This is a genomic window from Aquamicrobium sp. LC103, assembly GCF_001014615.2.
Taxonomy (GTDB): domain Bacteria; phylum Pseudomonadota; class Alphaproteobacteria; order Rhizobiales; family Rhizobiaceae; genus LBCQ02.
The window spans coordinates 70,723-91,753 of the sequence record NZ_LBCQ02000008.1 but is presented as its reverse complement, the minus strand read 5'-3'; the positions used below and the strand labels follow the sequence as shown (position 1 = coordinate 91,753).

Here is a 21,031-nt window from a genome sequence, read left to right as displayed (position 1 = left end):
CCGCGCTCGACTAGATACGCGCCGGGGAGGAACCCGCCGACCGACGCACGATCACGCTAGCATTGCCCCGCCAGCTAACTCGCACGGTCACGCCAGCGGGATGTTCTCCCGAAAAATGATGTCCATTTTTACCGGCGCGTTCGCCTGCAACGCCGCGCCGCGCTGCAGATCGTCGAAGATGCGAAGAGTCGAGGACAACATCGCATCCGGATCGGAGTTGATGACGGCGTCCATCGTGCCGTCGATCAGGAGTTTGCGCGTGTCCGCGGTCAGCCCATGTCCGATGAAGATGATCTTGCCGGCGACACCTTTTTCGCGAAGCGCCCGCGCAATTCCGTCGGACGACCCGCCGACATTGTAGATGCCGACCAGATCCTCGTTCTGCTCGATTAGCGATGTCGCCAGCCGATAGTTTTCGTCGCGATCGTCGTGCCCTTCCCGCATGCCGACAACTTTGAGACGCGGGTGATTTTCCTCCAGCAAGCCGAGAAAGCCCATTTCCCGCTCCGCATGGGCACGGTAGTTGCGGCTGCCGGCCACGAGCGCGACGCTTCCCGCCTCGGCCCTGCAGAAGCGCCCGAGAAGATAACCGGCCGTCCGCCCGACGGCCTGGTTGTCGAGGCCGACGAAGGCGTCGCGCCCTGGAAGCGGCAGATCGGAGATGATCGTGACGACACGCCGCCCAGCCGCCGCGACCTCCTGGGTAGCCTCGCGCACGAGTGGATGGTCGATCGCCATGAAGGCTATGCCATCCGCCCAGCCGGCATGGTGCCGGATCGCACTCGCCAGGGCGCCGGCATCAAAACTCTCGATGAAATAGCAGCGCACCTGCGCATCGTCGCGCGAGGTGGTTCTTGCGAGCGCCCTCACCTTTTCCCCGAACAACCGCAGATAAGGGTTGCCGCCCATCGGCAGGAGAAACACGACGTTGGGAGGGCGCGGCCGCGAAAGACGCTCGTGCTCTGCCTCGCTCATATAACCGAGTTGAAGAGCGGCATCGAGAACGCGCTGCACCGTCCGCGCCTTCACGCCCTTGCGCCGATTAAGCACCCTGTCGACGGTCGCCAACGAAACGTGCGCGGTCTCCGCGATATCCGTCATCAGCGGCCCGGTATCGCTTCCAGAATTTGATGACACCTCAAAAAACCTCAGAAATTCAGATTTGACCTGAAGCATGTGTCTTTCTAGCATCAAGTCAAGTGGGACGCATTCGGGGAGAGGTCGAGAATGGGCCTTAGTCTGCGGACCTCAAAAAACGTCATGGGAGGAAGTGATGAAATCCAAATCGAACACCGTTGGTTCGTCTGTGTTCAACCGGCGCTCGGCTCTTGCGCTCGGTCTTGGGGCAAGTGCAACGATCATGATGCCCTATATCGCACGCGCGCAGTCGCTCACGCTGCGGTACGGGCACAACAACGAGCCCGCCAGCGTCGCGGGCGCGCAAGCCGACTGGTTCGCGGAGGCGGTGGGCAAGCATTCCGGCGGCGACCTGGCTGTCGAAGTGTTCCCGTCGTCCCAACTCGGGAAGCTGCAGGAACTGGCCGAAGCCGTTTCCCTCGGCAACATCGCGTTTTCCCATAATACCGCGGGCGGCATCGGATCGCTCTACGAGCCTTTCGCCGCCCTCGACACGCCCTATCTCTATCGCGACGTCGACCACCTCATGAAGGTGATGGACGTGAATTCGCCGGTCATGCAGGAACTCAACCAGGGCCTCATCAAAGCCGCCAATGCTCGCGTCATCTACGCGCATTATTTCGGCCGTCGAAACCTGACCGCCAACAAGGCGGTCTATAAGCCCAGCGACCTCGCCGGCCAGAAAATCCGTGCCGTGCCGTTCCCGATCTACACCACCGCCATCGAGGGCATGGGCGCGGCGCCGGTACCGGTGGACTGGTCCGAAGTGCCGACCGCGCTCGCCACCGGCGTGGTCGCGGGACAGGAGAACCCGGTCAACGTCGTCCTTTCCGTCAAGCTCTACGAGGTCCAGTCGCATCTGATGCTGACGGGTCACATGTCCAACGCCGAGGTCGTCGTGATGAACGAGGACACCTGGCAGGGCCTGTCGGACGAACACAAGGAAGCGATCAGCGCCGCCTCGCTGGAAATCCGCGATCGCGCGACCAGGACGATAATGGACAATGAAGAGAAGGATACCGAGGAACTTCGCAAGCTCGGCATGACGGTGATCGGACCGCAGGACGGGCTCGAAGTCGACGCCTTCCGCGCCTCCGTCGAGAAGCTGGTGCAGGAACGCTTCGGCGAGAAATACGGCGCGCTGTACGAGAAGATCAAGGCGATCGCCTGAACCCCACCAATTGTACGGAGAGAACGATGGGCATGGGACCCGCCGCGACCGCGGCACGGGGATTGGAGAGCTTGGCGGTTTTGTGCCGCATCCTCGCCACTCTGCTTCTCGCCTTGATGAGCGTGCTCATCTTCACTCAGGTCGTCGGGCGCAACGTCTTCAATGTGGGAATGCCCTGGGCGGACGAACTCGCCCGCTTCTGCGGCATCGGCCTGGTATATCTGACGATCCCGTTGCTTGCCTTTCGCGGGCAGCACGTTGCCGTCGACATGCTGCCGCAGCTCCTGCCGCCGCAAGGCCGCCGCGCGTTGCTCATCATAGCCGAGCTGATGGTGCTGGCTTTCGCCGCCATCATCGTCGTTGCCCTTCACTCCTTCCTCTCGCGGGCGGGAAAATTCGCCACGCCCGCGATCGGCATTCCGAACTATTTCTTCTACGCGCCGGCGGTGATCGGCTGCGTTCTCCTGGTGCTCGCCGCCGTCTCCCGCGTCCTGACGCTGCTCACCGGGCCGCTTTCCGGTCCGGAAGAAAGCCACCAACCATGAGCCTGATACTCGTCCTTCTCTTCCTGGCGGCGCTTGCCGTCGGCGCGCCCGTGGCCATCGCGCTCGGGCTTTCCTCGGCGGTCGTGATCCTCGCCTACGACCTTCCGCTCAACGTCCTTGCGCAGCGTGCGGTAAACGCGCTCGACTCGACGCCACTGCTCGCAGTGCCGCTCTTCATCCTCGCGGCAAGCCTGCTGACGGCGATGGGCGTCACCAACCACATCTTCGATCTCGTACGCCTGCTCGTCGGCCGCATCAGGGGCGCGGTCGCCCAGGTCTCGATCCTCGTCAGCCTGATCTTCTCCGGCGTTTCGGGCGCAGCGCTTGCCGACATCGGCGCGCTGGGAAAAATCCAGATCGACCAGATGACGGGCCAGGGATACACGAAGAAATTCGGCGCGGGCATTACCATCGCCGCGGCGACGATCGGGCCGATCTTTCCGCCGTCGATCCCGATCATCATCTATGCCAGCGTCACCAACGTCTCGACGGTCAATCTGCTGCTTGCGGGCATCATACCCGCGCTGCTGATCACCCTGTTCCTGATGATCCAGGTCGCCGTCATGGCGCGGATATACAAGCTTCCGCGCGACGACGTTTCGCCCTCCATCCGCGCCGTGGCCAAGAAGGCAGTCGTCTCCCTTCCCGCCCTGCTCGCACCGATCCTGCTGATCGGCGGTCTGATCGGCGGCTATTTCGGGCCGACGGAAGTGGCGGGCGTAACGGTCGCCTATGCACTTGTGATCGGTTTCGGCATCTACCGCACGCTGACGTTCCGGGCATTGTGGGAGAGCTTGCGCGAAACCGTGGAGGCGACGGCGGGAATCCTCTTCATCGTCTCGACCGCCGCGGTCTTTGCCTGGATTCTCACGCTCGATCGCGTGCCCGCATCCGCGAGCGGCTTCCTGCTCGGATTGAGTGACAATCCGCTCGTCCTCCTGCTTCTCGTAAACCTTCTGCTTCTGGTCGTTGGGATGTTCCTCGAATCGATCGCCGCGATCCTGATCATTGCGCCGATCATCGCTCCCGCGCTCCATGCAGCCGGTGTCGACCCGCTGCAGCTCGGCATCGTGTTCGTCCTCAATCTGATGATCGGTCTTCTCACGCCGCCTGTCGGGATGAGCCTCTACATGGTGTCGATCGTCGCCAAGATGCCGGTGCATGCGGTCATTCGCGGCGTGCTTCCCTTCTTCATACCGCTTCTGCTTTCGCTCCTGGCCGTAACGCTCTTCCCGGCGATTTCGACCTGGCTGCCAAACTATCTCGCACAGTAAGGAACAGATATGAGCAGGCTTCTCGGCGCAATCCGCCAGCTCGGCTATGTGGTCGACGACATAGAGGATGCGATGGCCCATTGGCACGAGGTGATGGGTGTCGGCCCTTGGTTCTACAATCCGAAGGTGCCCATCGAGGATTACCGCTACGAGGGCGAGGCCCATGAGGTGCACAATTCCGTAGCGCTCGCCAACAGCGGATTCATCCAGGTCGAGCTGATCCAGACCCGCAACGACGCGCCGTCCATGTATCGCGACTTCATGCTGGCAGGGCACCGCGGCCTCCAGCACGTGGCCTACTGGACGCAGGACTACGACCGCGACCTCGCCCGCATGGAAGCCGAAGGCTTTCGCCAGAAGATGAGCGGCAAGGTCGGCGCCAACGGACGTTTCGTCTATTTCGACCGCGAAGCCCATCCCGGCACCGTCATCGAGCTGTCCGAGGTCATGGGTCCCAAGGGGCGCATGTTCGACATGATCCGCGAAGCCTCTCAAAACTGGGACGGCAGCGATCCGGTCCGCCCCTTCCCCGATCTTTCCTCGATCTGAGGCTGCCATGAAATCCGAAACGATCACGGCAACCTACCTGTTGGAGACGCCGCTCGACCCCACGAAGGTCGCCGAGATCATGGCCGGCGAGCAGAGCAGTGGCACTTTCGTCAAGGTCGCCGGCGAGACCGACGCGTTGCGCGCGCGCGCCGCCGCAGAGGTTCTTTCGGTGGAGGAAGTCGAAGCACTGCCCTCCCCGACGCTCGCAAGCGCCTATCTCGAACGGAAGCAGATTTCCGGCCCATGGCGGCGCGCGCAGGTGAGAATTGCGTTTCCTACGGCCAATATGGCAGCGAACCTGCCGACGCTGGCCGCTACGGTGGCCGGAAATCTCTACGATCTCGGCGAGGTGACCGGGCTTCGTCTGCTGGCTGTGAACCTGCCGGAAGCCTATCGACAGCGGTTCGAGATGCCGCGGCTCGGCGTCGGCGGTACCCGCGAGCGCCTCGGCGTTTATGACCGCCCCCTCTTCGGCACGATCATCAAGCCGAATGTCGGCATGTCGGCCGATGAGATCGCCCAGCTCGTCGCGCAGCTTTGCGAGGCCGGCGTCGACTTCATCAAGGACGACGAAATCTGCGCCGATCCCGACCATGCGCCGCTCGCACAGCGCGTGCCTGCCGTGATGGAGAAGGTACGCGCCTATCGCGAGCGAAACGGGCGCGACGTCATGATTGCCTTCAACATCACCGACGAGACGGACGCAATGCGCCGCCACGCCGATCTCGTCGAGCGCGAGGGCGGTTCGTGCGTGATGGCGAGCCTCAACTGGTGCGGGCTCTCCGCCATTCAGACGTTGCGTCGCTCGACGCCGCTCGCGCTGCATGGCCACCGCAACGGCTACGGTGCCTTCGCCCGTCATCCGGCGCTCGGGATAGGCTTTGACGCCTATCAGGCGCTCTACCGCCTGGCAGGCATCGATCACATGCACGTCCACGGCATCGGCGGGAAGTTCTCCGATGCCGCCGAGGAAGTGAAAACGGCCGCGCAACGCTGCCTTCGCCCGCTCGCCGTCGACGCGCAAGATACCGACGATGCGGTGCTGCCGGTCTTCTCCTCCGGCCAATGGGCGGGAACCCTGCCGACGACGATCAATGCCATCGGCTCGGCCGATTTCATGTTTCTTGCCGGCGGGGGCATCCTCGCCCATCCGCACGGACCGGCCGCGGGCATAGCGAGCCTGCGCCAGGCCTATGAGGCGACGGCGGAAGGAACGGCGCTGAGTGACGCGGCCGAAAGCCGTCCCGAGCTGCGGGCAGCGCTCGACTTCTTCGGGAACTGATCCCGTGAGCGGAGGCGTCGAATATGTCTTCGTTGGCGACGACTTCACCGGCGCCTCAGACACGTTGGCGACGCTGGCGCGCGCTGGTCGGCGCGCGCGACTTTTCCTCGACCCGCCGGATCCATCCGCGCTCGACGAGGAAGGACTGGACGCCGTCGGCATCGCCACCGAGCTGAGGGCACTACCGGCTGGCGAGATCACCGACCGGGTCGACAGGCTGGCGCCGCTGATAAAGGCTCTGTCGCCGCGCTTCGTCCATTACAAGGTGTGCTCCACCTTCGATTCCAGTCCCGGGACCGGAAGCATCGGAGCGGCAGTCGCAACCTTGCGGCGGCATCTCGATCCGGCTTTGGTCGCCATCATCGGCGGCCAGCCGAGCCTCGGACGCTATTGCGCCTTCGCGACCCTCTTCGCCCGGGGTCCGGACGGAGGGGTCCACCGCATCGACCGGCACCCGGTTATGCGCGATCATCCGATCACGCCGATGGGCGAAGCGGATTTGCGTCTCCATCTGGCCGCGCAGGGGCTCGCCGATCTCCGCCTCGAAGCCTTTCCCGCGCTGGCCGGCGGCGCGTCGGAATTGGCAGAAAGGCTTTCAGGCGGCAAGACCGTGCCGGGCGGAGTTCTATTCGACGTGCTGAACCAGCACGACCTCGAGACGATCGGCGCCGCGTTGAGAGCATTTCAAGCCGACCGGAGACCGGTGTTGATCGTCGGCGCCAGCAGCGTCGCGGAGGCGTTGTCAGGATCGGCCGGCCGGCATGAAGGGCCCGCTCCCGAGGAACCCGGCATTCGCTCGACGGGGCGGTGCCTGATCGTCGCGGGAAGTCGGTCGGAGGTAACCGCCGGGCAGGTCGATGCCGCCCGCCGGTTCACGCGCATCGCGGTCACCGCGAGCGATCTCCTGGACGATCCTTCCATCGCCAGCCTTGCCGGGCGCTGCGCGGCGGTGCTGGGCAGCGGCGCGAACCTGCTGGTCCATCTTGCGCCACGCGAGCGCTATGATGCCAGCGGGGTGGAGTTGTCGCGCCGGCTGGCCGAGCTGGTTTCCGCCATTCTCGACCGCGAGACGGTGGCCGCCCTGGGCATAGCCGGCGGCGACACGTCCAGCATCTTGGTCCGGCATCTCGGCTTTACGAGCCTCGCCTTCGAACAACAGCTCGATGCCGGCGTCGCGATCTGCATCGCCAGTTCGCTCGTCCCGGGCCGCGACAAGATGCGGCTGATGCTCAAGGGCGGTCAGGTCGGCTCGGAGACGATATTCGATCGATTTGCTTCGGCCTCCGTCGGCTGAATCGCGGATTTTGCCGCCGTTGAATGCGGCGGGCTTACAGATCCGCAGCCCGTCATAAAGTATTCTTTCTTGCGCGGTACGAATGTTCGCGAATGCTGCCATTGGCTTTTCTGATTGCAGCGACACCGATGAGTTCGTAAGAGACAGGTGCTAACGGGCTTTTAGTTGAACGCGAGGGCGGGGTGCCTGCGTCGGCGAGTTCCAATCGACCGGCGCACGGTAGCGATCTCACGAGAAGCTATGAGGAGAACGGACCGGCCAACGTCGCTGAATTACGGGTTAGTTCATTCGGCGCGGAGGATCGAGGTCACTGAAAGGGTTGCCTCCCTATGCTCGACAAGCAGCGAATCGACGTGCTGATTCCCCATTACAACGATCTGGAAGGGCTCGTCTTGTCCCTGCGGTCGATCCACCGGCAGGATTGGTCCGGCGCGATAAGGGTGGTGATTGCCGACGACGGCTCATCACAAGAGACACGGCGCGGGCTCCACGAGCTGGCCGAGGGATATCCGCTGGAAGTAACGCTGCTCGAAAATCCCGAGAACAAAGGGCGACCATACACCAGAAACGTCCTTCTCGATGCAATCGAAAGCCCCTTGGTCGCCTGGCTCGACGCCGGCGACGAATGGTATCCCGAGAAGCTTTCCTGGCAGGTTTCCAAACTCGACGAGGTTTGCCAGTCCGGCGATGATTTCGTCTGGGTCACCTGCAACTATGACTGGAAATGGACGGGCGCCCGCGCGCGTAAATGCGCTCAGAAAACCGAGCAGGACCAGGTTCGCGCCCTGATGGTCGGGCGCGACCTGAGAGCGTATCTGTGGACATTGCTGGCACCGGCAACCGCCTTCAAGAATGTCGGATGGTTCGACGAGCGGCTTCCGCGATTGCAGGACCTGGACTTTTTCCTTCGCTTCGCGCTCAGTGGCGGACGGATCGTGTCGCCCGACACCCGCGATCCCTTGTGTGTCTACCACAAGTCCGACATCGGCCGCGACGCAGCGCAGATAAGGGAATGCAACGCCTATATCTTCGAGAAATACGGCGCCGCCTACAAGGGCTACGGCCGGAAGTTCTGCAAGGCGCGTCTCTACGAGATGGAACTTCTGTCCACCCGATTTGCATTGAAGAACAGGGACATCCCCAAGGCGCTGTATTTTCTGTCCAGGGCTTTCGTAACGAAGCCGGAGTCCCTTGCAAAGCGGGTGCTCACCAAGGGCTTGAGAGTCTAGGACGAAGCTCGGCTCACCCGGCCGGTCAAACGTCGAATTTCGAATGCCGCTCTACTCGGCTGCGATCCGCGGCTGAGCCCGTCCGGAAAGCGCATAGCCTGCCTCGGCCACCGCCTGGGATGCTCTTGCCTGTATCGTCTCGGAGACGAGAACTCCTTCCGAAAAGTCCCGATCCGAAGCATAGACGGCTGTGGGCAAGGCCAAGGCCTCGAAGAAGCCGAACAACGGCCGAAGCTGGTGCTCGACGATCAACGAATGCCGCTCGCCTCCGCCGGTGGCCAGCAGGACCACCGGCTTGCGTTTCAGCGCGGATGGATCGAGCAGGTCGAAGAAATGCTTGAAAAGTCCGGTGTAGCTACCCTTGTAGGTGGGGGTGCCGATCACCAGGAGATCGGCGCTCACCACCTTGTCGATGATCGCGCCAGCCTGGGAGTCGAGGTCGCGGGGCGATTTCGCGCCCGGAAAAGAGGGGCCGAGATCCTGTATGTCGAAAACTGACGGGAAATAGCCGAGGCTCGCGGCGGCTTCGCGCACCACATGATCGACGAAACCCCTGGTCTTGGACGGGCGGGTGAAATTGCCGGAAAATCCGACGACTGTATAGGCTGACATCAGTCTCAATGCCCTTCGATGTGGTCAGAACTGAATTCGCCTGCTCAATGCAGACCGAATTCCCTCAGAAGTTCCTCGCGATACCGGACGAACCGGGCTTCGCTGCGGTCGCGCGGGCGGGCAAGGTCGATCTCGACGAGGCGCGCTGCGGCCCCCTTCTCCCTGGGCAGGATCAGCACCCTGTCGGCCAGATAGACCGCCTCCTCGAGATCGTGCGTGACCATGATCATGGTGACCCCCTGCTCGCTCCAGATCCTCGCGAGCTCTTCCTGCATCGATATCTTGGTCATCGCGTCGAGCGCCCCCAGCGGCTCGTCGAGCAGCAATATCTCCGGCTGTACCGTCAACGCCCGCGCAATGCCGACCCGCTGCGCCATGCCGCCGGAAAGCTGTCTCGGATAGGCGTCGGCAAAGTCGGCGAGCCCGACGAGGGCGATGTAGCCGCGCGCCTTCTCCTCAGCCTGCGCCTTGGACTCACCCCGCACCTCGAGACCGAAGGCGACGTTGCCGAGAACGGTCTGCCAAGGCAGCAGCCGCGGCTCCTGGAAGATCACCGCGCGCTCCGTGCCGACGCCGTGGATGGGCCTGCCGTCGATCAGCACCTCGCCGCCGTCGGCCGTTTCGAGGCCGGCGAGCACGCGTAGGAGCGTTGTCTTGCCGGATCCGCTCGCGCCGACGATGACGAGGCATTCGCCAGGGCGGATGTCGAGGTTCAGCCCCTTCAGGACGGTCAGCGAACGGCCGTTCAGCGCGAAGGATTTGGAGAGCTCGCGGATCGTGACCTCTCCGCGACCGGCGAAATCTATCGAAACCATCTCCGGCACCTAGTTCGTGGACGTCGCGTCGGCCGGTTGGAACAGGAGATCCGCGGCCTTGAACCTGCCCTCAGGCAGGCTGCCTTCCCGCTCCAGCACCTTGATCCAGAAATCGAGGTCGCGCTCCGTCGCGCGGGCCCCCTCGCGCACGCCGAAGCCGACCCAGTGCTGGGCCAGTTCTCCGTTTTCCCCGCGCTCGTCGAGAATGCGCTTGAGCTCGGCGCGGGCTTCCTCCGGGTTTTCCCGCGCCCAGTCGGCCGCCCTGGCCGACTGCTCGACGAAATGACGCGCAGCCTGCGGATGCGCCTCGACGAAATCGCGGCGCAGGACGGCGAAGCCGCCTGCGATCTCGCCAAGCACGTCGATGTCGTCGAAGATGGCGCGTACTCCGCCGTTCTCGACGAGGACCCCATTGAAGGTGGACTGCCAATAGCCCATCGCGGCAATGTCGATCTGCTTGGAACGGAGCGTTTGTTCGAGCTGCGGGCCCGGCACCACGACGAGATTGGCCGCGTTCTGCGGCAGGCCTGCGCCGTGCAGCGCCTCGCGAACCGTATAATCTAGATGCGCGCCGAGCGTGTTCACCGCGATCGTCTTTCCGGCGATCTCCGCGATCGAACGGATGGGACTGTCCTCGAGCACATAGAAGATGCTCTTCACTTGTTCGTCGATGCCGTTGGTTGGGTAGGCGGCGACGAAGTCGTTGCCGCCGGCGATCGAGTTGATGACGGCCGAGGTTGCCGCCGAGCCTATGTCGACGCTTCGCGAGGCGAGCCCGAAGAGCGACTCCGGACCGCCGCCGGCATAGCCGACATTCTCAAGCTCGACGCCGCGTCCATCGAAATAGCCCAGCTCATAGGCCAGCTCGTGGGGCGAGATGCCGCCGCGGCTGGCGAGATAACGCAGCGTGACGGTTTCAGTCGGCTCGGCATTGGCAGGAACGGCAAGGCCGCCGACGAGAAAGCTCCAGGCGACGAGGGCCACGATGCCGGCGGAGCGGAGTGTGATTGACATGATCCTGTCCTTCGATGATGTGATAAGCGTTTCGAAAAGGCCGGAGCGGTCAGTTGACCGGTTCGCTCCAGCGGCAGAGACGCCGCTGCAGGAAGACGAGCGCGTAGTTCGCGAAGAGTCCCATGAAGGCGAGCAGGACGATCGCCGCGAACATCAGCGGGATCTGAAAATTATACTGCGCGTTCATCACCTGGAAGCCCACACCCTTGTTGGCTCCGATCATCTCCGAAGCGATCAACAGCAACAGGGCCGTGGTGGCGCTCAGCCGCAGGCCGACGAAGATCGACGGCACCGCACCCGGAAGCACCACGCGGCGGAAGACCGTAAGGCGCGAGGCCCCGTAGACGCGCGCCATTTCGATAAGCTTGGCATCGACCTCCTTCACACCGCCGATCGTGTTGAGCAGAAGCGGAAAGAGCGTCGCCCAGAAGATGACGAACACCTTGGATGCCTCGCCGAGTCCGAGAAGCAGAATGAACACCGGATAGAGCGCGAGCGCGGAAGTCTGGCGGAAAAGCTGAAGAATGGGATCGAGCGCGCTTTCGACGGCACGCACCTGCCCCATGAACAGGCCGAGCGGTATCGCCACGGCAACCGCGGCAGCGAAGGCTATGCCGGAACGCTGCAGGCTGATCGCTATGTCGTCGAGCAGCGCTCCACCGACGATCCCTCGCCACAGCGCTCCGAGAATGGCATCGAGCGGGGGAAACACCGCCGGATTGAGCCAGCCGGCGCGGCTCGAAACCTGCCACAGCACCAGGAATGCCAACAGCAGGCCGTAGCGGGAGAGGAACCCGCCAGCCCGTGACAGAGTCCTTGGCAACCACTCCCGACGTTCGCCGGCCTTGCCGTTCTGCGGGCCTATCACCACTGACCGATCGATATGCTGCAAACTCATCGCCTCGCCCTCTCGCCTCGAAGGGCAATCGAGGTGCCTGTCCGAGCGCCGACGCGTCCGTCCATCGGCTTGTCGTGCGAGGCGGGCCGGTCTTTCTGGCGCAGCGCCAGCCACCGTTCGTACGAAACGCGGAACAGGACGCCGCCCTGCGGCCAGATGCTGCTCTCTTGCGGAAGGAAAGCGCCAAATCTCATCTCACCTGCCATAAGGATCTCCCGACGTCGGCTGACAGGCGCATCTTATTAACTCTACCAATTCGATAGAGATAAGGAATTCTAAAGTTGCTCGGGACGGGGAACCGAATTTGCGTGTGACGCCAAGGGCGGCAAACCGAGGACCCGCGCACGGGTAATAAGACGGGATGCGACGCGACCATTCCAGCGAGGCGGATCACCCCTTCATCTCGCTAACGGGGAGCGCCGACGAGTGCGGCAAGAACAGGGGCCACCGGCCCATCTTTTTCCGTCTGCGATGGAACTCCCGTGGACCGGGTTCATTAAGAGACGTGGGTTGAGGTTTGCGGCGCGGGATTGTTCTTTCCTGATCGAGGAGGTAACCCCGTGCCATCGGTACCGGGACAAGACGGTTATGGCCGCGACGCTTCCAACAGCGAGATCGTGCGTCTGATTCCGGCATTGCGCGCTTTCGCCAGGACCTTCTGCCGCGACATCAACGATGCCGACGATCTCGTCCAGGAAACCCTGACCAAGGGGCTCGCCAACATCCACCAGTTCCATCCCGGCACCAGCATGAAATCGTGGCTGTTCACGATCATGCGCAACACCTTCTACACCCGCGTCAGGATCGCGGCGCGCGAGGCGCCGGGCAGCGCCGAGTGCGTTTCCAGCCGGCCCGCCACCGACGCCACCCAGGAGTGGTCGGCGCGCGGCCGCGAGATGCAGGCCGCCATCCACCGGCTGCCGCAGGAGCAGCGCGAGGTGATCATGCTGATCGGCGTGCTCGGCGTCAGCTACGAGGAGGCCTCGGAGATTTTCGACTGCCCGATGGGCACGATCAAGAGCCGCCTCAACCGCGCGCGCGCCCGGCTCCTGAAGGAACTCGACGAGGTCTCGACGCCGGCGAGCGTCGAGCGCTTCGAAAGCCACCCCGTCGCCTCGCTCAGGATCAGGATCAAATCGCGATAGACAACCATCGGGCCATCAGCCCGCATGCGCCTCCGGTTGATCCGTGTGCCGGCCGCTGTATCGCTCATCCAACTCCTTGATGACCCCCTCGCCGTCCTTCGGATCGACACGACGCAGGATCACGTCGATCTTGGCCTCGAGCCGGTCCGATCCTTCCTTGGATTGCGGCGACCCCAGAAACAGGAAAAAGGCCAATCCGCCGACCTGCCAGAGGAGTTGCAGGAATTCGGATTGCCAGTTCTCGAAAGTGTCCCGAAGAATTTCCACCATATAGGGGCCGACTTCTATCGCCTGGCCATGCGCGGTCTGCTCCTGAACGAAGGCGAACCAGCCGAATATCCAGTGCCCCGCGAGGCTGAAGAAAAACAATCCGAGCGTGATCCACGCATAGCCGTAGGCGCGCATTAAGGAGATCTTCGACATCGCCTGCTCCTGTTTTCCCCCTCGTCGGAAACGATGGAGCCCGTGCAGTGGTTCCTGTCGGAAGCAGGCTCGCAATTGCGGCTTCGAACAAGCCGTTCCTCGACCATTCGATCACGTCACGAGTGCGTTCATTCGAAACCCCGAACGCTGAACGTGCGAGCGGCGGGTCGGAACTATCTCTCGGTTTGATGGTTCACTCTTCGGAGAGGAAAATATGCTCGTTTCACCCGCTGTTTCCAATGTCCCGAATGAATTGACCGCCCCGCGGCTCCGTCTCGACGCCCCGAAGCGGCTCTCCGTTTTCCGTACCGGATCGCGGGGTATCGGGACCATATGAGGCCGCGACAGAAGCTATCGGCATTCGGCACGCTGATGCGTCGCTTCAGCCCCATCCTGACCTTGCCGATCGTCGGCTGCGCCGGCATCCAGTCGACCCTCGAGCCCGCCGGAGAGGAGGCACGGCTGGTCGCAATCCTGCTCTGGGTGATGACCGGCGCCGGCGCTGTGATCTGGCTCGGCGTCGTCGCCCTTCTGCTCTATGCCACTGGGCGGCGACGGAAAGTGCATGGCGAGAGGGAATCCGCGCGCCTGATCCTTTGGGGAGGCGCGGTCTTCCCGGCGGTAGCCCTGGTCTTGCTGCTGGCGTACGCGCTGTGGCTGATGCCCGGCTTGCGGCCCTTCGTTCAGCCGGCCGATGACGCCATGCGGATCGAAGTCACCGGCAAGCAATTCTGGTGGGACGTCATCTACCACCTTCCGGAGGGCGGTTCAGTCGCATCGGCGAACGAGATCCGACTGCCGGTCGGCGAACGCGTCGAGCTGGAACTGAAAAGCTCCGACGTGATCCATTCCTTCTGGATTCCGGCGCTCGGGGGAAAGATGGATATGATTCCCGGCAGGACCAACCGCCTGTCGCTGCTTGCCATCAAGCCCGGCATCTTCCGCGCTCCTTGCGCCGAATATTGCGGCACCTCGCACGCGCTGATGGCCTTCTCCGCGGTGGCGATGGAGCCGGATGGTTTTCGGCAATGGCTGACTGAGCGAACGCAGCCTTCCGCGACCGTCGCGGAGGCAGGCTCCGCACTCTTCCTGCGCCACGGCTGTGGCGCCTGCCATACCGTCGCGGGCACGGGGGCAGCGGGCAAGGTTGGGCCGGATCTTTCCCATGTCGGATCCCGCGAGACGATCGGTGCCGGCATATTGGCGAATACCGAGGAGAACATCGCCCGCTTCATAGCCGAACCCGACAGGATCAAGCCCAACTCGCACATGCCCCCTTTCGACATGCTGCCGGAGGACGATATCCGCGCGATCGCCGCCTGGCTGAAAGGTCTGCAATGACCGCGCCGGCCGACAAGCTGCCCGCCAAGGAACTCGAAGCCCAGACGAGGCGGCTGCGCAAGGTATGGGAGAACCCCACGGGCTGGCGCTACTGGACCTCGGTCAACAACACCCAGGTCGGCCTCTGGTACGCCTCGGCGGCGTTCATCTTCATGCTGTTCGCGGGTTGCCTGGCGCTGCTGGTGCGGGTGCAGCTCGCCGTGCCCGAGAACGGCTTTCTTACGGCGGATTTCTTCAACCAGGCCTTCACCCTTCATGGCACGGTGATGATGTTCCTCTTCGCCGTGCCGATTTTCGAGGCGGTGGCGATCTTCCTGCTGCCGCCGATGCTGGGCGCGCGCGAACTGCCCTTCCCCAGGCTCGGTGCCTTCGGTTTCTGGAGCTTCTTCATTGGCGGCGTCTTCGTCTGCGGATCGATATTCTTCAATTCGGCGCCGTCGAGCGGCTGGTTCATGTACCCGCCGCTTGCAACCGACAAGGAGATGACCGGCATCGGCGCCGATATCTGGCTGCTCGGCCTCTCCTTCATCGAGGTCGCCTCGATCGCCGCCGCCGTGGAGCTCATCGTCGGCATCATGAAATGCCGTGCGCCGGGCATGCGCATCAATTTGATGCCGCTGTTTGCCTGGTATCTGCTGATTGTCGCCGGCATGATCCTGTTCGCCTTTCCGCCGCTCATCGCGGGAGACATCCTCTTCGAGATGCAGCGAATGTTCGACTGGCCGTTCTTCGACGCGGATCGCGGCGGCGACCCGCTGCTCTGGCAGCACCTGTTCTGGATTTTCGGCCATCCCGAGGTCTACATCATATTCCTGCCCGCGATCGCGCTGATGGCGATGATCGTGCCGACCTTCGCGCAACGCCCGATCGTCGGCTATTCGTGGATCGTGCTCGCCGCCGTCGGCACCGGTTTCCTGTCCTTCGGCCTGTGGGTACACCACATGTTCGCCACCGGCCTGCCGCAGATCTCGCTCGCCTTTTTCTCGGCGGCCTCCGAAGCGGTGGCGATCCCCACTGCGGTGCAGATTTTCGTCTTCATCGCAACCATGCTCGCGGGCAAAGTCATCTTCTCGACGCCGATGCTGTTCGGCACGGGCGGCATCGCCATATTCGTCATCGGTGGGCTCACGGGCGTCATGGTGGCGCTCGCCCCGTTCGACTGGCAGGCCCACGATACCTACTTCATCGTGGCACACCTGCATTACGTGCTGATCGGCGGCATGCTGTTTCCGGTGGTGGCGGGAATCTATTATTATTATCCGCTGATCGACGGGAAACACCTGTCGGACCGGCTCGGACGGATCGCCTTCTGGCTGATGTTCGTCGGCTTCAATGTCGCGTTCTTTCCCATGCATCTCACCGGCCTGCGCGGCATGCCCCGCCGCGTGTTCACCTATCCGTCGGAAGTAGGTTGGGACTGGCTCAACCTCACCTCCACGATCGGCGCCTTCGTCTTCGCCTCGGGCGTGCTGGTCGTGGTTTTCGATGCGGTGCGCCCGAAGCGGAATCATCCGCCAGGCGAAGTCAATCCATGGCGCGCCGGTACGCTGGAATGGATATCCGAGCCCAAGGAGAACTGGGGCGTGCGTTCCGTTCCACACGTCAAAAGCCGCTATCCGCTTTGGGACCAACCGGACCTCTTCCAGGACGTCAACGACGGACGATATTATCTTGCCGATGCCGAGGAGGGCCGGCGCGAGCTCATCGTCACCTCGGTGCTGGATGCCGAGCCCATGCAGGTGCAACGGGTCGGCGGAACCGCTTATGTCCCGATCGTCTCTGCCTTCTCGCTTGGCGCCGTCTTCATCGCACTCACCTTTCACTGGTGGGCTGGTGCGGCGCTTGCCGGCGTGGCTTTCCTTTGCGCGCTGCTTTACTGGCTTTGGACCGGCACCGCGGAAATCCCCGAGAAGTCGCAGCGCGATGCCGGCCTGGGCCTGAAGCTGCCGCTCTATGCCTCGGGGCCCGATTCCACCGGGTGGTGGGCGATGTTCATCACCATGGTCGGCGACAGCACGGCGTTTGCAAGCCTCGTGTTCAGCTATTTCTTCTATTGGACGATCCATGAGGATTTCACCGCCGGCATTCAGGGTCCCGGCATTTTCTGGCCGCTGGTCGCGCTGGGACTGTTCGCCGCCGCCTGGGCCCTGATGGCGGCGGCGCGCTGGCCGAACTCCGCCGGTGCGACGCGCATCTGCCTTGTCACGGCGTTCTTGCTGACGGTCGCGGCTTCGGTCGCCGGCTTCATGGGCCCCTGGTCGAGCGCCATGGAACCGACGGAGCATGCCTATCCCGCGATCGTCTGGCTGCTCGCGATCTGGGTCATCGTCCATGCGGCGGCGGGCGCGGTGATGCAGCTCTACTGCCTGGCACGCAGCCTGGCCGGCATGCTGACGCCGGAATACGACGCCGACCTGCGGAATACCGTGCTCTACTCGCACTTCCTGTTCATCACCGCGGCGATCACCTTCACGGTCATCGGCCTCTTCCCGGAAGCGTTGTGAGGCGGCGATGCGGATCATTCCAAGACAGGTCGAAACTTTCTGGACGCTGTTCACCGGCCCGATCGTGTGGGCGCTGCATTTCCTCCTATGCTATGTCGGGGCGGCGATCTTCTGCGCCAAGCCTGACATGTTCGGAGTGAGCTTCGAGGCCGTCCGCATGGCCATTGCCGGCATCACCGTCGTGGCGCTCGCGGCGATCGCCTTTTCGGCTTTCCTTGCCTGGCGCCAATGGGGCTTCGGCAGCGACGACCCGCCCCATGACGACCCCACGCGCCGCGACCGCATTCTGTTTCAGGGCTTCGCGACCTTGCTGCTTTCGGGCCTGAGCTTCATCGCCGTCATTTATGTCGCGCTCCCGGTGCTGTTCGTTTCGGAGTGCCTGCGATGAGACGACTTGCGCTGACCGCCGGGCTTGTTCTCGCCGCCGCGATCTGGGCGGGCCTGCTGGTCTCGCCGTGGAGCGAATCGTTCACCGTCCGCATGCTCGCGCATATGGGCATGGTTGCCGTCGCTGCCCCGCTGATTTCAATCGGGATCGGCGGCACGCGCTGGGCGCGGCGCGTGGTCGGTGACACGCGAAGAACGAGCTTTCTGCTGTCCATGCCGATCATTGCTTCGCTGGTCGAGCTCATCGTCGTCTGGGGCTGGCACGCTCCCGCCCTGCGCGCGCTGGCGAAGGGCTCCGGTATCATGACGAGCGTGGAGCAGGCGAGCTTCCTCACCGCCGGCATATTCCTTTGGGTGTCGACCCTCGGCGTTGGACGCGCCTTCGCCTCCCCGTCCCACAATGCCGCGGGCGCGTTCGGACTGCTCCTGACCTCGATCCACATGACCCTGCTCGGAGCACTTCTCGCCTTGAGCCCGCGTCCGCTCTACGGGGCGGGCGAGGTGAGCTGCTTCGGGATCGTGCTCGACGCCCGTCAGGATCTCGAACTCGGCGGCGTCATCATGCTGATGGTCGGGCCGGCGACCTATCTGGCCGGCGGAGTGGCGCTGCTAGCCCGGGTGCTCAACACAGATGAAGACACCGGAAGGGCCCTGTGGTGATACGGATCAAGCCCAAACACCTGATCACCGGCCTCGCGGCGCTGCCCTTCGCTGCCGTGCTCTTCGCCTGGAGCGGGATATTCGACGTTTCCGCATCGAGCGGGCATTGGAAGATCACCGAATGGTTCCTCCATTTCGCGATGCGCTCCTCCGTTCGCACGCACGCGCTTGCCGTGAAGGCTCCCGACGAACTGCCGCGCCATGCGCTGAAACCGGCCGCGGGCCACTTCGCGCGCGGATGCGCGATATGCCATGGCGCGCCCGGAGAGCCCCGCTCGCCAGCCGCCTTGCGCATATTGCCGCCACCGCCGGACCTGGCCGGGATCGTCGACGAATGGACGGACCCGCAACTCTTCCAGATCGTGAAGCACGGCGTAAAATACACCGGCATGCCAGCATGGCCGACGCAGGAGCGCGACGACGAAGTGTGGGCGATGGTGGCTTTCCTGCGTGAATTGCCCGGCCTCGACGCGGAACGCTACAGGGAACTGGCCTATGGCGATGCCGAGCCGGCGCTCGGCCGGGCATATGGTTTCGAGGAGGCGTTGGCCGAATGCAGCCGCTGCCACGGTCGGGACGGACAAGCGGGCGGGGAAAGCGTGCCGGTTCTTGCCGGACAGAGCGAAACCTATCTGCTCGCCAGCCTGAGCGCCTATCTCGAAGGCAGCCGCCCGAGCGGTATCATGGAAATACCCGCGCGCGCCGTCGAACCGGAGTTCCTGCCCGAGCTTGCCCGGCATTTCGCGGCTCAGCCGCGCATCGTTCCAGCCCGCACCGAGGATGATTCAGCGCTTCACCGGCGCGGCGAGACGATCGCCCGAAACGGCATATCGCAGACGCGGGTGCCGGCCTGCCTCGAGTGTCATGGCAGGACCGAGCGGAATCCGCTCTATCCGAACATCGCCGGTCAGCACGAGAACTACATCGCCGGTCAGCTCGAACTCTTCAGGGACGGCATGCGCGGTGGCACGCGCTACAATCATCTGATGCGCAATGCCGCCAAGAATCTCACGGATGGCGATATCGAGGCTCTGGCCGCCTATTTCTCCCGATTGCAGGCTCCTCCGGAAAACGAAACGCCTTGACGGCGTTTGATCCTTTTGAAGCCCTGCGAGGCTGCGGTGAGGAAATTGCTGGCTGCTCTTGTCGTTCCAATCGCCATCGGTCGGCGTCGCCATCCATACCAGCGGGGCGCTTCTGGTCGCGGACGATGTCGGGAACAAGGTCTGGCGCGTGGTGCCGGGCCAAGCGAACACGTCGACGCAATGAGAATCGGCGAATGTCGCGGTCACCCGCCGTTTCTATCGCGAGATTCTTCCAATCCACTCCGACACGGCTTTCGTGAGCGTTGTCATGTGATCGGCCTCCGAAAAGCCGGAGATGGTCTTTCGCGGCTTGAGGTCGTGGTCGCCGTCCTCGAGCCAGAGGAATTCGATATTCTCCGATAGCCTGTAGCCCGTCACCTCGTCGCGGCTGCCGAACTGGTCGCGCGTTCCCTGTACGATCAGCGCAGGCGTTTTCAGGTCGACGAGATGGGCGGTGCGCAGTTGGTCGGGTTTGGCGGGTGGATGAAAAGGATAACCCAGGCACAGCAACCCGGCGATGCTGCCGGACGCGTGGAGATCGTCGGCGACCATGCTCGCCACGCGCCCGCCCATCGATTTTCCGCCGATGACAAGCGACCCCTCCGCGGCAAGCGCATCTATCGCAGCCAGATATTCCCCGCGCAGCGTATCCGCACGCGGCGGCGGTTTCCGACCTTCCCCCGTTCGCCGGCTTGCCATGTAGCCGAATTCGAAGCGGGCGACGCGCGATCCCGACGCCGCCAGCGCCTGCGCGCTTTTCGTCATGGAAGCGGAGTCCATCGGAGCACCCGCGCCATGGGCAAGCAGTATCGTATGACTGGCCGTGTCGGAACCGTCGAATAGGAACATGGTCACCAGCTGACGCTCATCCTCGATCGCAAATCGTCCGTCGATTTGTAGCATCGCGGCTTCAACGGAGGAACCGAGCCCGTCGAACGATGCATGTCCGTGTCTTCATGCCCGACATCGGCCGCCCGCGTCGAAGTCGAGCCAACCCCCGTTTCGATGTTGCGAGAATACACACTATGTGACTGCGGGTATCTTTCTAACCCCAATTGTTTCGGTTTAGAGCATCCTGGCCGTTCATGGCAGATTATCTACGAGGATACTAATGAAAGCTTCATTTCTTGCGCTGACCATTGCCCTGATTGCTTCCCCCGCTCTTGCTTGCACCGCCGAGGATGCGCAGTCGAAAGCGACGGAGCTCTCCACGAAAATGCAGGAACTGGCGACGAAGGATCCCCAGAAGGCCGCGGAACTCGCTCAGAAGCTCTCCGCAGCCCAAACGCAGGCGGTCTCCGACCTCGAAGGTGCCTGCAAGCTCTATGACGACATGCTCGCGGAACTGAAATAAGCGCAGCTCGGAACGTTCGCGAAGCTCGGCCGGCGCCACCGCGCCGGCCTTTCGACGTCGGCAAGCCGCCATCCAAGCCTTTGTCCGACCCCAATTGCCATTCCCGGCATTTGAAAATCCTGATCTGAAGGAAGCATTAACCAATCGGTTCCTATTCCTCGGGAAACGGCTCGCCGACGATTCTCGAGTATCGAATCCATGCAACTTCCCCGATCGAACCTCTCCTTCCCAATTACGAGCGCCGAGGATCGGACAGACCGACCCGGCGGCGCTGCGGCGAACATGCGGTCACAGCCTGGTTCCGTTCCGGTG

General features: G+C 63.3%; 21 protein-coding genes. 14 read left to right on the top strand and 7 right to left on the bottom strand.

Going from position 1 to position 21,031, the window contains the following annotated elements; genetic code table 11:
* Positions 1 to 87 precede the first annotated feature (87 nt).
* The gene (locus XW59_RS16465; RefSeq protein WP_047146581.1) at positions 88 to 1,101 is read right to left on the bottom strand and encodes a LacI family DNA-binding transcriptional regulator; all 1,014 of its coding nucleotides are present in this window, start codon (positions 1,099 to 1,101) and stop codon (positions 88 to 90) included.
* 172 nt (positions 1,102 to 1,273) lie between these two features.
* On the opposite strand from XW59_RS16465, the gene XW59_RS16460 reads away from it, so the two are divergent.
* The 7 genes from XW59_RS16460 to XW59_RS16430 all read left to right on the top strand — a co-directional run bounded on the left by XW59_RS16460 (position 1,274) and on the right by XW59_RS16430 (position 8,481).
* Positions 1,274 to 2,308: a TRAP transporter substrate-binding protein gene (locus XW59_RS16460; RefSeq protein WP_047146582.1), complete on the top strand. Its 1,035-nt coding sequence runs from the start codon at positions 1,274 to 1,276 to the stop codon at positions 2,306 to 2,308.
* A gap of 26 nt (positions 2,309 to 2,334) precedes the next feature.
* Complete coding sequence (locus XW59_RS16455; protein WP_052958211.1) at positions 2,335 to 2,853, top strand: TRAP transporter small permease; 519 nt, start codon at positions 2,335 to 2,337, stop codon at positions 2,851 to 2,853.
* On the top strand, positions 2,850 to 4,127 hold the full coding sequence (locus XW59_RS16450) for a TRAP transporter large permease (RefSeq protein ID WP_047146583.1): 1,278 nt from the start codon (positions 2,850 to 2,852) through the stop codon (positions 4,125 to 4,127). The genes XW59_RS16455 and XW59_RS16450 overlap by 4 nt, the downstream gene beginning before the upstream one ends.
* Positions 4,128 to 4,136: 9 nt before the next feature.
* Complete coding sequence (locus XW59_RS16445; protein WP_047146584.1) at positions 4,137 to 4,676, top strand: VOC family protein; 540 nt, start codon at positions 4,137 to 4,139, stop codon at positions 4,674 to 4,676.
* Positions 4,677 to 4,683: 7 nt separating this feature from the next.
* Entirely contained in the window at positions 4,684 to 5,958 is a 1,275-nt protein-coding gene (locus XW59_RS16440) for a ribulose-bisphosphate carboxylase large subunit family protein (RefSeq protein ID WP_047146585.1), read from the top strand.
* Between the two features lie 4 nt (positions 5,959 to 5,962).
* Positions 5,963 to 7,252 (top strand): four-carbon acid sugar kinase family protein, encoded by a 1,290-nt coding sequence (locus XW59_RS16435; RefSeq protein ID WP_047146586.1) that lies wholly within the window; start codon positions 5,963 to 5,965, stop codon positions 7,250 to 7,252.
* A gap of 329 nt (positions 7,253 to 7,581) precedes the next feature.
* Entirely contained in the window at positions 7,582 to 8,481 is a 900-nt protein-coding gene (locus XW59_RS16430) for a glycosyltransferase family A protein (RefSeq protein WP_052958212.1), read from the top strand.
* A gap of 51 nt (positions 8,482 to 8,532) precedes the next feature.
* Here XW59_RS16430 and msuE read toward each other — a convergent pair whose 3' ends face one another.
* From msuE to XW59_RS16410, 4 genes are read right to left on the bottom strand one after another with little or no spacing between them, the layout of a single operon-like run.
* Complete coding sequence (msuE, locus tag XW59_RS16425) at positions 8,533 to 9,093, bottom strand: FMN reductase (protein ID WP_047146587.1); 561 nt, start codon at positions 9,091 to 9,093, stop codon at positions 8,533 to 8,535.
* A 44-nt stretch (positions 9,094 to 9,137) separates the two neighbouring features.
* A complete protein-coding gene (locus XW59_RS16420; RefSeq protein WP_047146670.1) occupies positions 9,138 to 9,908 on the bottom strand; it encodes an ABC transporter ATP-binding protein in 771 nt (256 codons plus the stop codon).
* A gap of 9 nt (positions 9,909 to 9,917) precedes the next feature.
* Positions 9,918 to 10,922, bottom strand: coding sequence for an ABC transporter substrate-binding protein (locus tag XW59_RS16415; protein WP_047146588.1), 1,005 nt, complete (start codon positions 10,920 to 10,922; stop codon positions 9,918 to 9,920).
* A gap of 49 nt (positions 10,923 to 10,971) precedes the next feature.
* Entirely contained in the window at positions 10,972 to 11,820 is an 849-nt protein-coding gene (locus XW59_RS16410) for an ABC transporter permease (protein ID WP_047146589.1), read from the bottom strand.
* Between the two features lie 560 nt (positions 11,821 to 12,380).
* Here XW59_RS16410 and XW59_RS16405 point away from each other — a divergent pair.
* Positions 12,381 to 12,965 carry a sigma-70 family RNA polymerase sigma factor gene (locus XW59_RS16405; protein WP_047146591.1) on the top strand — a complete coding sequence of 195 codons (585 nt, stop codon included), beginning with the start codon at positions 12,381 to 12,383 and terminating at the stop codon, positions 12,963 to 12,965.
* Between the two features lie 15 nt (positions 12,966 to 12,980).
* On the opposite strand, the gene XW59_RS16400 is transcribed toward XW59_RS16405, so the two are convergent.
* Positions 12,981 to 13,388 carry a DUF6766 family protein gene (locus XW59_RS16400; protein ID WP_206077716.1) on the bottom strand — a complete coding sequence of 136 codons (408 nt, stop codon included), beginning with the start codon at positions 13,386 to 13,388 and terminating at the stop codon, positions 12,981 to 12,983.
* Positions 13,389 to 13,721: 333 nt separating this feature from the next.
* Between XW59_RS16400 and coxB the strand changes: the two genes are divergently transcribed.
* From coxB to XW59_RS16375, 5 genes are read left to right on the top strand one after another with little or no spacing between them, the layout of a single operon-like run.
* A complete protein-coding gene (coxB, locus tag XW59_RS16395; protein WP_246666116.1) occupies positions 13,722 to 14,729 on the top strand; it encodes a cytochrome c oxidase subunit II in 1,008 nt (335 codons plus the stop codon).
* Positions 14,726 to 17,233 carry a cytochrome c oxidase subunit I gene (gene ctaD / locus XW59_RS16390; RefSeq protein WP_047146592.1) on the top strand — a complete coding sequence of 836 codons (2,508 nt, stop codon included), beginning with the start codon at positions 14,726 to 14,728 and terminating at the stop codon, positions 17,231 to 17,233. The genes coxB and ctaD overlap by 4 nt, the downstream gene beginning before the upstream one ends.
* Before the next feature lie 7 nt (positions 17,234 to 17,240).
* Positions 17,241 to 17,621, top strand: coding sequence for a hypothetical protein (locus XW59_RS16385; RefSeq protein ID WP_047146593.1), 381 nt, complete (start codon positions 17,241 to 17,243; stop codon positions 17,619 to 17,621).
* Positions 17,618 to 18,280: a cytochrome c oxidase assembly protein gene (locus XW59_RS16380; protein ID WP_047146594.1), complete on the top strand. Its 663-nt coding sequence runs from the start codon at positions 17,618 to 17,620 to the stop codon at positions 18,278 to 18,280. Before XW59_RS16385 ends, XW59_RS16380 begins: the two co-directional genes overlap by 4 nt.
* Positions 18,277 to 19,365 (top strand): c-type cytochrome, encoded by a 1,089-nt coding sequence (locus XW59_RS16375; protein ID WP_052958223.1) that lies wholly within the window; start codon positions 18,277 to 18,279, stop codon positions 19,363 to 19,365. Before XW59_RS16380 ends, XW59_RS16375 begins: the two co-directional genes overlap by 4 nt.
* Positions 19,366 to 19,581: 216 nt before the next feature.
* On the opposite strand, the gene XW59_RS16370 is transcribed toward XW59_RS16375, so the two are convergent.
* Positions 19,582 to 20,223, bottom strand: a complete 642-nt coding sequence (locus tag XW59_RS16370) for an alpha/beta family hydrolase (protein ID WP_136068291.1) — start codon at positions 20,221 to 20,223, stop codon at positions 19,582 to 19,584.
* Between the two features lie 253 nt (positions 20,224 to 20,476).
* Between XW59_RS16370 and XW59_RS29370 the strand changes: the two genes are divergently transcribed.
* Positions 20,477 to 20,719 carry a hypothetical protein gene (locus tag XW59_RS29370; protein ID WP_047146595.1) on the top strand — a complete coding sequence of 81 codons (243 nt, stop codon included), beginning with the start codon at positions 20,477 to 20,479 and terminating at the stop codon, positions 20,717 to 20,719.
* Positions 20,720 to 21,031: the final 312 nt, after the last annotated feature.

What these genes read in the sequence shown, in the direction of transcription:
- XW59_RS16465 (WP_047146581.1), bottom strand. Translation starts at nt 1,101, where the DNA reads ATGACGGATATCGCGGAGACCGCGCACGTTTCGTTGGCGACCGTCGAC.
- XW59_RS16460 (WP_047146582.1), top strand. Translation starts at nt 1,274, where the DNA reads ATGAAATCCAAATCGAACACCGTTGGTTCGTCTGTGTTCAACCGGCGC.
- XW59_RS16455 (WP_052958211.1), top strand. Translation starts at nt 2,335, where the DNA reads ATGGGCATGGGACCCGCCGCGACCGCGGCACGGGGATTGGAGAGCTTG.
- XW59_RS16450 (WP_047146583.1), top strand. Translation starts at nt 2,850, where the DNA reads ATGAGCCTGATACTCGTCCTTCTCTTCCTGGCGGCGCTTGCCGTCGGC.
- XW59_RS16445 (WP_047146584.1), top strand. Translation starts at nt 4,137, where the DNA reads ATGAGCAGGCTTCTCGGCGCAATCCGCCAGCTCGGCTATGTGGTCGAC.
- XW59_RS16440 (WP_047146585.1), top strand. Translation starts at nt 4,684, where the DNA reads ATGAAATCCGAAACGATCACGGCAACCTACCTGTTGGAGACGCCGCTC.
- XW59_RS16430 (WP_052958212.1), top strand. Translation starts at nt 7,582, where the DNA reads ATGCTCGACAAGCAGCGAATCGACGTGCTGATTCCCCATTACAACGAT.
- msuE (WP_047146587.1), bottom strand. Translation starts at nt 9,093, where the DNA reads ATGTCAGCCTATACAGTCGTCGGATTTTCCGGCAATTTCACCCGCCCG.
- XW59_RS16420 (WP_047146670.1), bottom strand. Translation starts at nt 9,908, where the DNA reads ATGGTTTCGATAGATTTCGCCGGTCGCGGAGAGGTCACGATCCGCGAG.
- XW59_RS16415 (WP_047146588.1), bottom strand. Translation starts at nt 10,922, where the DNA reads ATGTCAATCACACTCCGCTCCGCCGGCATCGTGGCCCTCGTCGCCTGG.
- XW59_RS16410 (WP_047146589.1), bottom strand. Translation starts at nt 11,820, where the DNA reads ATGAGTTTGCAGCATATCGATCGGTCAGTGGTGATAGGCCCGCAGAAC.
- XW59_RS16400 (WP_206077716.1), bottom strand. Translation starts at nt 13,388, where the DNA reads ATGTCGAAGATCTCCTTAATGCGCGCCTACGGCTATGCGTGGATCACG.
- coxB (WP_246666116.1), top strand. Translation starts at nt 13,722, where the DNA reads ATGAGGCCGCGACAGAAGCTATCGGCATTCGGCACGCTGATGCGTCGC.
- ctaD (WP_047146592.1), top strand. Translation starts at nt 14,726, where the DNA reads ATGACCGCGCCGGCCGACAAGCTGCCCGCCAAGGAACTCGAAGCCCAG.
- XW59_RS16385 (WP_047146593.1), top strand. Translation starts at nt 17,241, where the DNA reads ATGCGGATCATTCCAAGACAGGTCGAAACTTTCTGGACGCTGTTCACC.
- XW59_RS16380 (WP_047146594.1), top strand. Translation starts at nt 17,618, where the DNA reads ATGAGACGACTTGCGCTGACCGCCGGGCTTGTTCTCGCCGCCGCGATC.
- XW59_RS29370 (WP_047146595.1), top strand. Translation starts at nt 20,477, where the DNA reads ATGAAAGCTTCATTTCTTGCGCTGACCATTGCCCTGATTGCTTCCCCC.